At 38.9% G+C, this 10,771-nt stretch carries 15 protein-coding genes, 1 tRNA gene and 1 pseudogene; 9 read left to right on the top strand and 8 right to left on the bottom strand.

Annotated features, from left to right (window positions below):
• The first annotated feature begins 3 nt into the window (after positions 1-3).
• A tRNA-Glu gene (locus Q0I54_RS12160) sits at positions 4-75 on the top strand.
• A gap of 258 nt (positions 76-333) precedes the next feature.
• Here Q0I54_RS12160 and Q0I54_RS12165 read toward each other — a convergent pair.
• The 7 genes and pseudogenes from Q0I54_RS12165 to Q0I54_RS12195 form a co-directional block, all read right to left on the bottom strand.
• A pseudogene (locus Q0I54_RS12165) lies at positions 334-750 on the bottom strand (manganese catalase family protein); the annotation flags it as partial.
• 100 nt (positions 751-850) lie between these two features.
• Positions 851-2,437, bottom strand: a complete 1,587-nt coding sequence (locus Q0I54_RS12170) for a recombinase family protein (RefSeq protein WP_296118956.1) — start codon at positions 2,435-2,437, stop codon at positions 851-853.
• A 274-nt stretch (positions 2,438-2,711) separates the two neighbouring features.
• Positions 2,712-3,497, bottom strand: a complete 786-nt coding sequence (locus tag Q0I54_RS12175) for a DUF3800 domain-containing protein (protein WP_296118958.1) — start codon at positions 3,495-3,497, stop codon at positions 2,712-2,714.
• Between the two features lie 83 nt (positions 3,498-3,580).
• On the bottom strand, positions 3,581-3,766 hold the full coding sequence (locus Q0I54_RS12180) for a hypothetical protein (protein ID WP_296118960.1): 186 nt from the start codon (positions 3,764-3,766) through the stop codon (positions 3,581-3,583).
• A gap of 364 nt (positions 3,767-4,130) precedes the next feature.
• On the bottom strand, positions 4,131-5,549 hold the full coding sequence (locus tag Q0I54_RS12185) for a DUF4041 domain-containing protein (protein ID WP_296118963.1): 1,419 nt from the start codon (positions 5,547-5,549) through the stop codon (positions 4,131-4,133).
• 82 nt (positions 5,550-5,631) lie between these two features.
• Positions 5,632-6,099 carry an ImmA/IrrE family metallo-endopeptidase gene (locus tag Q0I54_RS12190; RefSeq protein WP_296118964.1) on the bottom strand — a complete coding sequence of 156 codons (468 nt, stop codon included), beginning with the start codon at positions 6,097-6,099 and terminating at the stop codon, positions 5,632-5,634.
• Positions 6,100-6,134: 35 nt separating this feature from the next.
• Positions 6,135-6,461: an XRE family transcriptional regulator gene (locus tag Q0I54_RS12195; protein ID WP_296118967.1), complete on the bottom strand. Its 327-nt coding sequence runs from the start codon at positions 6,459-6,461 to the stop codon at positions 6,135-6,137.
• Between the two features lie 189 nt (positions 6,462-6,650).
• On the opposite strand from Q0I54_RS12195, the gene Q0I54_RS12200 reads away from it, so the two are divergent.
• The gene (locus tag Q0I54_RS12200) at positions 6,651-6,872 is read left to right on the top strand and encodes a helix-turn-helix transcriptional regulator (protein ID WP_296118969.1); all 222 of its coding nucleotides are present in this window, start codon (positions 6,651-6,653) and stop codon (positions 6,870-6,872) included.
• Between the two features lie 364 nt (positions 6,873-7,236).
• On the opposite strand, the gene Q0I54_RS12205 is transcribed toward Q0I54_RS12200, so the two are convergent.
• The gene (locus Q0I54_RS12205; protein ID WP_296118971.1) at positions 7,237-7,608 is read right to left on the bottom strand and encodes a hypothetical protein; all 372 of its coding nucleotides are present in this window, start codon (positions 7,606-7,608) and stop codon (positions 7,237-7,239) included.
• 139 nt (positions 7,609-7,747) lie between these two features.
• On the opposite strand from Q0I54_RS12205, the gene Q0I54_RS12210 reads away from it, so the two are divergent.
• The 7 genes from Q0I54_RS12210 to Q0I54_RS12240 all read left to right on the top strand — a co-directional run bounded on the left by Q0I54_RS12210 (position 7,748) and on the right by Q0I54_RS12240 (position 10,706).
• Positions 7,748-7,945: a hypothetical protein gene (locus tag Q0I54_RS12210; RefSeq protein ID WP_296118972.1), complete on the top strand. Its 198-nt coding sequence runs from the start codon at positions 7,748-7,750 to the stop codon at positions 7,943-7,945.
• A gap of 4 nt (positions 7,946-7,949) precedes the next feature.
• Positions 7,950-8,147, top strand: coding sequence for a hypothetical protein (locus tag Q0I54_RS12215; RefSeq protein WP_296118973.1), 198 nt, complete (start codon positions 7,950-7,952; stop codon positions 8,145-8,147).
• Positions 8,134-8,337, top strand: a complete 204-nt coding sequence (locus Q0I54_RS12220; protein ID WP_296118975.1) for a hypothetical protein — start codon at positions 8,134-8,136, stop codon at positions 8,335-8,337. Before Q0I54_RS12215 ends, Q0I54_RS12220 begins: the two co-directional genes overlap by 14 nt.
• Positions 8,338-8,467: 130 nt before the next feature.
• Positions 8,468-8,956 (top strand): hypothetical protein, encoded by a 489-nt coding sequence (locus Q0I54_RS12225; protein ID WP_296118976.1) that lies wholly within the window; start codon positions 8,468-8,470, stop codon positions 8,954-8,956.
• On the top strand, positions 8,957-9,226 hold the full coding sequence (locus Q0I54_RS12230) for a hypothetical protein (RefSeq protein WP_296118977.1): 270 nt from the start codon (positions 8,957-8,959) through the stop codon (positions 9,224-9,226). It abuts the gene before it with no gap.
• A 254-nt stretch (positions 9,227-9,480) separates the two neighbouring features.
• A complete protein-coding gene (locus Q0I54_RS12235; RefSeq protein ID WP_296118978.1) occupies positions 9,481-10,242 on the top strand; it encodes a hypothetical protein in 762 nt (253 codons plus the stop codon).
• Positions 10,239-10,706: an RNase H family protein gene (locus Q0I54_RS12240; protein WP_296118980.1), complete on the top strand. Its 468-nt coding sequence runs from the start codon at positions 10,239-10,241 to the stop codon at positions 10,704-10,706. The genes Q0I54_RS12235 and Q0I54_RS12240 overlap by 4 nt, the downstream gene beginning before the upstream one ends.
• The last annotated feature ends 65 nt before the right edge of the window (positions 10,707-10,771 follow it).

Raw genomic sequence — 10,771 nt, forward strand, 5'->3', positions numbered from 1 at the left:
TATGGTTCGTTGGTCAAGCGGTTAAGACGTCGCCCTCTCACGGCGAAAACAGGGGTTCGATTCCCCTACGAACTGTTCTGTTTTTTATAAAACAGCCCAACCCGAAAGATACTGCAGGTAACAGATGTTGCTTGCAGTATTTTTTTTGTATGGGTGAAGCCCTGTTTTGCGGGTGGCTGAAGTTGCTTCAGATTAAAATATAAAACTTCCAGTGCCGGTAACAGACCCTTGCGGGGTCAAAGCAAACCACCGGCTAAGCCGGTGGTTGTGATTAAAAAAATGATATTATTATAATTTTAATAGTCAGATCATGCGAATATTAGTGCTCTGCAGTTAGCAGGATGCTTTTACATCAAAATCCGGGTTAAATGCATAGAAGTTCTTGGAATTCAACCGGTCAGTCACGAGACGGAGTCCTTCTCCGAAACGTTGGAAATGAACAATTTCCCGTTCCCGCAGAAAACGGATAGGATCACATACTTCCGGATCTTTGACCAGACGCAGAATGTTGTCGTAAGTGGTACGTGCTTTCTGCTCCGCAGCCAAATCTTCAAAGAGATCTGTGATGGCATCACCTTTTGACTGATATTCGCAGGCATTGTGCGGAATACCGCCGGCAGCCATTGGCCAGAGACCAAGGGTATGATCCACGTAGTAGGCGTCAAATCCACTTTTTTGGATTTCTTCCGGTGTCAGATCTTGCGTTAACTGACGGACGATGGCACAGATCATTTCCATATGCGCAAGCTCATTCGCTCATACATGATGGAAGTGATTATTTTTGCACAAAAGTAGGAGATTACAGGCAGAAAAAGCCTTAATACAGTAAAATAATGCCTGCGCCCAAAGATCACAGGCGCAGGTAGATATCCAGTTCAAAGGGATTGGCAACGAATCGCCCGATACCAGGCTTGGATTCACTGGAATTGTGATATATGATTTTTTCAATGCAGGATTTGAGGAGTAAGTTCATTTCCGATGCTGAAATATCTGTATCTTCAAATTTAGACAGGCAGTCAGAAAATCGGGAAACCCGTTCCTGGTAATCAACTTCCGGCGGCATGGTATCTTTTGCCCGCTGGATGGAAAGCTGCACTTCGCAGATCTGTTCCTGCAGCTTGGCATTTCTGGAAGCATATTCTTCTTTGGTATAAATCCCATCTTCGTAAGCATCTTTCTGACGCAGATCCTTATCCTTTAATTTCGCCAGATCCTGTTCCAGATTCCGGATGATATTCTCATGGATCCGGACAATATTCCCTTCATCATTCTGTAATTTAATTTCAAAATCATCCACCGTCTTTGATAATATTTCTTTTACACGTTTCACAAAAGCACTATATTGTACCGATTTTGTATGGCAGATGCGTTGATTTGGACAGATCATGCTTTCTGACCGGCGGGGAACTTTGCTCCGGTAGTTTGTAAACTGCTTGAGGGCCATGGAACGTCCACATCCGGCAGTTCCACAAAAGACCAGCCCGGCGAACGGGTTTCGCAGTTCATGGTCGCGTTTTACCTTTGGAGATTTTCCACGGCGCTGTGCAATGGCATAAAAAGTTTCCTGATCAAGAATGGCAGGATGCTTGCCTGGCACCAGTATATAGTCTGTTCCGCGGTTGGTAGGACGGGATTTTACAATCTGGCCATCCTGCATTGTTTTGATTGTTTTAAAATGATTCCAGCGTATCATTCCGATATAAACCGGATTGGATAAAATATCACTGATGGCAGCAGGAGACCAGTGATCAGATTTTAATGGTTTGATTCCAAGAGAATCCAAATGCGCAGCTATCCGTGTGAATCCATTTCCCGCAAGGTAGAGTTGCGCCATCATTCTGACAGCGTCAGCCTGCTCCGGAACGATTTCAAGCGTGTGTGCGGTATCTTTTCCACTGCCGGTTTTAATCTTGCGATATCCGTAAGGAGCGATGCTCCCGATGTAGTTTCCCTGTTTGACAGATGCCAGCCGCCCACGGTTCAGAATCTTCTTGGTATATTCCAGATAATCATTTCCCCTGGTCAGTTCCATTTCAAAAAACTTTCGGTCGTACTCGTCAGAGAGGTCATAAGTTTTCGGTGGAGTAAGGACCAGAGTATTTGTATACCGAAATGCATTGATAATGCGTCCGCAGTCCTCCAGATCACCACGGGAGAGACGCTGTGGCTCAATGACCAGCACACCTTTGATCTGACCGCTTTCAAGGTATTTCATGACGCTTTGCATAACCGGACGGTCCGCAATGGTTTCCCCGGAAACAACTTCCCGGAAAATCTGTTCTTCCGGAATGGTGGATCCGAAAGAGGAGAGAGCATATTCCTGGAGCTGCCGCTCATGCCGAGCCAGGACTTCTTCCACAGTCATATACGGATCATCTGATCGGGATTTGCGCAGATACATGAGAATTTCATTGATAGAGATATTTGTTTCCTGCATGTCATCATCCTCCTAAGTAAAAATATGTAAAAATGGGTATAAAAATAACAGCCAGCGGGGAACAGGTGTTCCGCTTGCGAAGCTGTTCCGAAGATGATACAATATTTTTGCGAATTTGGAGTATCATTTTCGGATGTTATTCCTTGCCGGTTCCTGTTGGTAGCAGGAGCCGGTTTTTACATATTTTTTGAATTCATTTGTTGACTTTTTCACAAAAATTGATATAATAATATTGAACCACTGAAAACGCGAATGCGTCGTAGGTGGTGTTTTTTTATTTTGGATAAATTACTAATCCATATTTTTCTGAACTTGCTTTAGTGTTTAAAATGCCATTACTTTCAAATGTTGCCATTACTTGTCCGACAAAAGTTCTATCAATTAATTTTGCAACTCTATTTGGTAAATCTTGATGTTCATATCTTGTTTTATAGTACAAGTGTACAAAATATGATATGAAATCACAAATTTGTATGAAATGCGATTCCTTAGAGTCTTTGTCTAAAACATCTTCAATCATATTTTTAATCGGTTTATTGATATAACCACCAAATTGAGATTGAATAGGGTTATAGGCTCTTATTGCACGCGCAGTTTTTCGCATTGGTGCAATTCGACCACGATCTGTGATAATAAGAAAATTCCAGTTACCTTTACTGTCATTTTCAATACGTTGAATATTATAAGTTAAAGCTCTCTCCAGTATTGGATATTCCGTACTGTGAATGTTTGATTTGTCAATAATAACATTGATAACGGAGATATCCAAAGTGGATATAAAAACTGTATATGCTTTTAAAATTTCAATCTTTTGCTCTTTAGTCCAGTTATAGGAACGATAGGGATTTTTATCTGTCAAAAAGTGCTTTGTGTGCATTTCCTGACTTGTATGAAATCCATATGTTGATTTTAATTCTTTTCGGAATTCTTTGATTTTATTATAGTTACTTTGCCATGAATTGCTAGCCATGTAAATACTTGTCAAAATGAAGTCGCGGCTAGAGCTAGTATTTAAACCGTCATCGCCAGTTTCATCGCAATATACAATTTGTGTATCCATAATTGCCTCCTTGTGTTTTACTATATTTGTAAATATTTTCTCTATGAAGAACAAAACATTATGAAGATTTTTATTTGATCGTGTTAAACATCTTCACATTCACTAAGTTCTTCCCAGTCCTCATAGTTGCCAGAACGTTTCAGATAATCGTGGCCACCGTCAACAGATACAGCTCCACATTTGCAGGTTACAAAATCATGTCGATTTTTGCTTTCTATAATTTCACCGCATTTTTTGCAACGGACTTTGTTACTTATAATTCGTTCCATGATAGCTCCTTTCTGATCAGTCGGTAGTTTAAATTGACATTTAAAGCATATTTGCTATAATATACTTAACAGGAAAGCTGGAAGGTGAATGCACCTCACCCGCCCGGCGAAAATCAATTTAATTTACGAAAAATAGTCGTCGACTTTCTCAGGGTCAGGACGGCTATTTTTTATGCGTATAACTCAGTATTGCAACAATCAGTACCGCAACGAATACCATCAGCTGTAATTCCTCATATGTACTCATATGCACCACCTCCGACAGGCTCGGACGGGTGCAGCACGTCCTCCAGCTCCCCTGGTAAATATATTATTCAGTTTTTCATTGTTCCCCCGCCCATAGGGAGCGGGGGAGTGAAAAAAATTATTTATTCTCTGAATGAAGAATATTAAGTGTTTGCCGATATTCTTCTGCAACAGGTACTCTTGTAAAGGTTACTGTATTATTGAAGTTTTCTTTTACAACTTTTTCAATTTCATCTAAGCTGACATGGAAAAATTCTTTTTTCAAGTTTACACGATTGACGCTGTTCTTTTCAAAATGTTTATGTAAAGTATTTTCAAGTTCTGGAGCATTGTCAGAGAATATCATTGCATGTACATCAAATGAAAAAGGAACAGATGCGCTACTTAATTCTTTTATTCTGTCCATTGGCTCTAAACGTCTGGTCATTCCAATTTTGTAAATATCCTCACCAAATGAACCAATATTAGAAATGACATAGACGTATCCAGCGCGTGCATTTGCTTCGCGCTCTAATACAGTATTTTTTTCTTCCTCAAGCTGTTTTAATTTAGCTTCAAGTTCACGAATTTTATCAACGTACAATTGCTTTTCAACATCGCTGGAAGATTTTTGCATATATGCCAGAAGTTTTTTTACTTCGTTATTACATTGTGTCTGATCTTTTTCTAATTTAGCCTTTTGACGTTCGATTTCACGACGAACTTTTTCTTCTTCAAGCATTTGTTCTTTGATTGCTTTTTGCTGTTCACGTTCCTGCTCTTTCTTTAATTCGAAAGTATAAACCAGATTTAATTCTTCTAATTTCATTTCTAACATTTTATTATTGAGGGCAATACCATCTACAGAAAAAATTTTATTTAATGATTCAAATGATCTGGAAACTTTGTTTCGAACGGAATCAACATTTTTGTAGGTTAACCCTAATAGTAAATTGTCACATTCAGCATTGAAGCAACGAAGAAGTTGTTTTTTGTTGTCATTAACTTCCTTTTTTGAACCATCTGAGGTAACAATAAAAGCATCTCCTGATTTGATAAAATCTTGCTCTTCGGTTTTTTGAATTGATAATTTGTTTTTACATTCTTCAGAAGTTAAACCATCATAATTAGAAAAGTTGTAGTGCTTAACTAACATATCACCTTCCAGACTTTTGATTTCTGATTTCAAAGATGCAACTTCTGTGCGTAGCGCGGATAATTTTTGCTTTTCATTCAAGGATTTTTCTTGATAATCATTTTTCTGGTTTTCAAAATCATTTCGGCATGCAGTTTCCTTATCTGCATATTGCTTTTCTAAGGCAGAGCACTTATTTTGATATTCAATATTGAGATTTTGAATATTGGCAGATGCTTGATCTGCTTCTCCATACAAAGTAAGGAGTTGCTTATTAGCTTTTGATTGTAAAATTGTGCATATTATTCCAATGATTGGGAAAATAAAAAACGGTGGAAGAGCAAAAGCTATAATTGTTGGAAAAAACATAATAGCGATAAACCAGGTTTGTAAGTACCATTTTCGATTGTTTTTTGAAATCATAATAATTCTCCTTTTGTAAAATATAAAATGCCGTAGCAAATTACCATAAATTGTAATTGATAGTAATGGCAGTATAAAAAAATTATACTTTTTTAAATACTGTCAGACTTGGAATAAAGCAGACTGTGTAATTATCTATGTCTGTACAAACTCCATATTTATCCCTGTAAGCATCCAATGCTTCTTTCAAATATTCTTCTGTTACATCTAAGTATTCAGCCATCTCATAAAGATTATGGCATCCATGGTTAAATGCTTCTACGATACCAATCAATCCGATAGATTCATTATATCCCCATAATCTGGCTTTATGTTCTTGCTTTTGAGTACGAACATCATTTTGGTCAAGAATATTTCCGGATGAAGTACAGTGATGGCCAAGTTCTTCGGCAATGACACAGGTTCTCTTCCTCAAACTTTTTACAGAAGTATTAATAGCGACACGGCCATCTATGTAAAGACCAGCTAATGATTCTTCGCCAAGGTAATAGTCATACACTTTGACATTCTGATCATATGCTTTCTGTTCAAATGTTTCTAATTTATTCAATATAATTCCTCCTAACTAAAAATACCAGGTGGACTCTATTTATTGTCTTCCTGCTTTATGAAGTCCGCGAAAGATTTGATGCGGCTCCATTGCTCTTCGGTAAAATCTTTTCCATCAAGGTGAGCAGCCATAGTAGAAGGAGCGGAATCTATATAAGTAATATCTCCATCAACAAGTTTTTCGGTATCTAATCCTAATTCACGAGTGATTTTCAAAACATTGGTAATGTTGGAATTAGCAATACCACGTTTAAGAATGCTATCAAGAGTAGTCCATGGCATATCTATAGCTTCAGAAAATTTTTTCATACTTCCATATTTCTCGATAATTAGAGACTTCAAGTTCGACTCCAATTCATTCATATTATTGAATTCTCCTTTCTTATTATTGATATGGATAGATAATAACACTAAAATCTCGAAAAATCAATATAATTCCAATAAAAATAAAACAAAAATCTCGAAAAATAGAGAAAAAGTGTTGACATTCACGAAAAATCGTATATACTAAAATCAGATTCACGAAAAATCGAGAAAGAGAGGTGAAAAGAAATGTTTCCAAATTTGGAAGCGGAAATGGCGAGAAAGAAAATGACGCAAGCAAAACTGGCGGATATTTTAAAAATCACACCAACAACATTGTCATTCAAGTTGAATGGAAAAAGCACACTTTCATTAAAGGAATGTGTAGAAATCAAAAGGAAGGCATTTCCGGATAAATCACTGGATTACTTATTTGCAACAGAAGAAGATCCAGCAGATGGAAAGGTGTAGAGAAAGTATGAAAAGACGAGAAATTATAATCTGGACTGAAAAAGAATTGAACAGATTAGAACGTAGAAATTATAAAAAAGAACACCCGGGAAAACGACTGTGTTTCAGACTTCGATTCCCAAATGTTCCGTTTATTATTTCAGTAATTTCATTAGCGCTTGTAGCAGGGAAGCCAGTTCTGATCTATATGCTTCAGAAGGTAGGAGGTGTAGTGAAGTGCAATTAACACTTTGTGTGATAGCGTTAGTTTTACTGACTGGAGGACCGATTACATGTTGGTTTTTACATGACCGTCCGATTCTATGGATGGGAATGTTGATTGCAGGAGAAATTTTTGCGGTATTGGGTAGCTTCCCAGTGCTAATCAAAACTCTCTTGTAAGAGAAGAAATACATTTTTCGTATAGTTTATCTGTTTCCACAGAAGCACCGTTTTCTTTAACTTGGTTGGCAAGCTGAAAAAGCATTCGCCTAGTATGCCGTTTGTGGCAGATGATAATTAGTTTTGAAGTTGCTTTGTAAAAATCAGATATGTAGCCAGTTTTATCTATGCCATATTGGCATTTGAAATATGAGTCAGAAAATGCTTCACATAACTTTAAACATGAATCAATGGTGTGAGACATTTTAGCAATCTTGTATTCTTTAAAGCTATGAATTAAAGCACTGATGGTAGGAGCGATTATTGCAGCTAAAGCCGCGATATAAGCGGCGGTGACAGTAAAATTGTTATCCATGAAAAAACTCCTTTATTTGATATTCAGTTCTGGCAGGAACCTGTGTATCGATTATAAGAGATGACAACGAAAAAAGCAATCGTGAAACGTAACCAGACAACCTGCAAGTACATATCTTCTAAGAAAGGAAGGTGAGAGCATGACATATTCCAAGGTAGAGACATTTAACATTGATGGATGTACTGTCAGAGTGCATTTCCCAGATCTGCCAGAAGAGGAGAGAGCGAAGCGCAAGAATGCACTGATGAAGGCGGCGGAACGCTTTCTGAAACATGCAGAGCGTGTGAAGAAAGAGAAAGCTGAGCAGGAGAATATGCCAGAAGCAAAGGAAGGATAAAACCATGAACAAGATGAAAATTGCCGGAATCATTATATCGATAGTGGCAGCAGCCGTGTTTGTATTTCTGTATTTTGGCAGACCACACACGGTAATAAATGCAATCCTGGTGTTGTTAGCCGGAGGAGTTGCAGTGTTTGGATTAATGATGATTTCGGTAGTAGAAGAAATTAATCTGGAGGATACCAATGATGAAAAATAAGATTGCATTTGGGCTGTGTGCCACAGGTCTTGGAATAGCCTCCATCGGAATGATGGGGCTGTCTAGTGATGGACAAGCCGGATTCATTTTGGCTGTGAAAATCACAGCGATTGGACTGGCGATTGCCGGTGCAGGAATAATTCTGAACAAATTAAAAGAGCATGCGACCCTGAGAAAGTACATGCTCTAAACCAATGACAAGACTTAATTAAAAGCCTTGCTTGGATTATATCAGACAGGAGATGAAAAGTAAATGAAAAAGACAGAATTAAAGCGTATCGAAGACTGGTGCGACTGCAATATTCGGAGGTAATGAATCGATGAGAGAATGGAAGATCACTTGTGATCACTGCGGTATTGAAATTATAGGAAATCCATTCACTGCATGCATCGAACGGGTTGGACGAGAGAAGGATGCACCTGTAATTGATGGAGAAACCGTCGTATTGGATCTGTGCGAAAAATGTGTGGATGAATTGCAGAGCTGGAAAATGATACATACAAGTGGTGATATATCACGGAGCATCCGGCACACATCCAAAGAGATGAGTGAAACAGATCTGTTCGACAATGTGCCGGAATGGGATGATGCGCCAGATCAGGGAGCGGAACCTGTCATTAAACCAACAGAAACTCCCCTCCCGAAACCGAAGAAAACGAAAGCGTCAAAGAATGATGTGGATATTGGAAAAATGATTGCGTTAAGAAATGCAGGCTGGACATACAAACAGATTGCAGAAGAAATGAAGCTGACAGAAAAGCAGGTAGGTAATTACCTGTATAACGCAAAGAAAAGAGAGAAAAAGTAAATGGATTACAAAAAAAGATTCATAGAAGCATATATGGAGGCACAGCTGAAAGATGCCGGCGAAACCATGAAATGGGCTTCGAATAAAATGAACAGCTACGCAGACGAATTTTCAGCAGTAATAAATGGAAAACCGATGAAAGATACACCATTTATTATTGCCATAATGGAGACGATGGCAAAAGGTCTGCGCCAGAAAGATAATGAGTATGCAGAAATAGCAGATGCCTTAGAAGAGACTTTTACGGGAGTCATGATTTCAAAAGAATAATATAGATCCACCGTCCTGCAGTCGGACGTTTAAAATTATCGGAACCTCTCAAATGATTTTTGATACGTTAGCTGCAGTACATACCTTTTAAATTTGATTATAAATACACAAAAACGTCCGACTGCAGGGCGGTGGAATCCTATAGTCCGGCCAGGGAAATCCTGTCCGGACATTAAAAAACCTTTTTTTCAGGACAAACCGGTTAAGACCGGCGTTCGTACCAGTATAAGTATATTAATGTTAGAGGAATTGACATGTATAACCGGGACAGATGGATATTTTCAAATTCGATAGAAACTGAATATAAATTTGCCGGGAAGTATGGGGCAAAGGGTGAGAAGAGAGCAAAGAGGAAAAAGGCAACTCCGGAGCAGATGGCGAAACAGAATCAGATCAATAAAGAGAACCGGATCCGCCGGCTGATCAAAGCCAATTTCTATCCATCAGACCTGTGGGTGACATTGAAGTATCCCAAGGGAACCAGAAAATCATATGAAGAAGTCATGAAGGACATGGCGCTATTTCTACAGCGGCTTCGATATCGATACAAAAGAAATGACGAGATATTGAAGTATATCTACCGGATAGAAATTGGAAAGCGTGGAGGTATCCATGTACATATTCTGGTGAACCGAACAAAGTGTTCGAAAGGAACGGATATGCTGATCACAGAATGTTGGACGTTTGGATTTACCCATTTCACTCCGATCAGGGAAGCGGGAGGTTATAAAGATCTGGCTGAGTACATTGCAAAACCTGTTCCGGAAGAACAGCAGGATCACGAAGATGCGGAAAAGACCAAACCATACCACACGTCCAGAAATCTGATCAGACCAAAACCGGAGAGAAAGACATATTTCCGGTGGACGATGCGCAGGCTCATGGAAGATGGACCAAAACCAACACCGGGATTCTATATCGTAAAAGATTCTATCATTTCCGGAACGAACAGATACACTGGGATGTCGTATCTACGCTATACAGAACAAAGGATAAAAGAGGTGAAGCGAGAATGATGGAAGTGTCACTGTACATAGAGGTATCCAGCAAACGGATCAAACCCGGAAAAGCCAGCTTTTGTTATGTACTGGAATACATCTCGCCTGCAGGTAATACTTACACCAAGTCAGAAATTGGATGCATGGAAGCTTCCGGAAAGCGTCTGGTATTGTCGGCGGTGATCCGGGCACTAGGACACCTTAAACCTGGATGTGGTGTAGTGCTCCATACAGATCTGCGTTACCTGGAGTCTGCCCTTATGCTTGGATGGCTGCAGGAATGGAAAACGGATGGATGGACAAGATCTGATGGAAAAGAGATTAAGAACAGGGATTTGTGGGAGAAGATTGAGCAGCAGACGAAAATTCATAACCTGCAAGTGAAATACACATGTAAAAGTCCGTATACTGCCTGGATGCAAAATGAAATGAAAAAGGCAGATCTTGAAATAGGACAATACAAAGAAATTAAAGGACAGTAAAAGCCTGTCCGTAAGATAAAAATCAACGTTTGCGAGCATTTGAAAGGAGAAAAAGAAATATGAAT

Source organism: uncultured Eubacterium sp., from assembly GCF_934295145.1.
Classification (GTDB): Bacteria; Bacillota; Clostridia; order Lachnospirales; family Lachnospiraceae; genus Eubacterium_I.

Excerpts from the sequence above, each read along its gene's own strand:
- Q0I54_RS12170 (WP_296118956.1), bottom strand. The coding sequence starts at position 2,437 with ATGCAGGAAACAAATATCTCTATCAATGAAATTCTCATGTATCTGCGC.
- Q0I54_RS12175 (WP_296118958.1), bottom strand. The coding sequence starts at position 3,497 with ATGGATACACAAATTGTATATTGCGATGAAACTGGCGATGACGGTTTA.
- Q0I54_RS12180 (WP_296118960.1), bottom strand. The coding sequence starts at position 3,766 with ATGGAACGAATTATAAGTAACAAAGTCCGTTGCAAAAAATGCGGTGAA.
- Q0I54_RS12185 (WP_296118963.1), bottom strand. The coding sequence starts at position 5,549 with ATGATTTCAAAAAACAATCGAAAATGGTACTTACAAACCTGGTTTATC.
- Q0I54_RS12195 (WP_296118967.1), bottom strand. The coding sequence starts at position 6,461 with ATGAATGAATTGGAGTCGAACTTGAAGTCTCTAATTATCGAGAAATAT.
- Q0I54_RS12200 (WP_296118969.1), top strand. The coding sequence starts at position 6,651 with ATGTTTCCAAATTTGGAAGCGGAAATGGCGAGAAAGAAAATGACGCAA.
- Q0I54_RS12205 (WP_296118971.1), bottom strand. The coding sequence starts at position 7,608 with ATGGATAACAATTTTACTGTCACCGCCGCTTATATCGCGGCTTTAGCT.
- Q0I54_RS12210 (WP_296118972.1), top strand. The coding sequence starts at position 7,748 with ATGACATATTCCAAGGTAGAGACATTTAACATTGATGGATGTACTGTC.
- Q0I54_RS12215 (WP_296118973.1), top strand. The coding sequence starts at position 7,950 with ATGAACAAGATGAAAATTGCCGGAATCATTATATCGATAGTGGCAGCA.
- Q0I54_RS12220 (WP_296118975.1), top strand. The coding sequence starts at position 8,134 with ATGATGAAAAATAAGATTGCATTTGGGCTGTGTGCCACAGGTCTTGGA.
- Q0I54_RS12225 (WP_296118976.1), top strand. The coding sequence starts at position 8,468 with ATGAGAGAATGGAAGATCACTTGTGATCACTGCGGTATTGAAATTATA.
- Q0I54_RS12230 (WP_296118977.1), top strand. The coding sequence starts at position 8,957 with ATGGATTACAAAAAAAGATTCATAGAAGCATATATGGAGGCACAGCTG.
- Q0I54_RS12235 (WP_296118978.1), top strand. The coding sequence starts at position 9,481 with ATGTATAACCGGGACAGATGGATATTTTCAAATTCGATAGAAACTGAA.
- Q0I54_RS12240 (WP_296118980.1), top strand. The coding sequence starts at position 10,239 with ATGATGGAAGTGTCACTGTACATAGAGGTATCCAGCAAACGGATCAAA.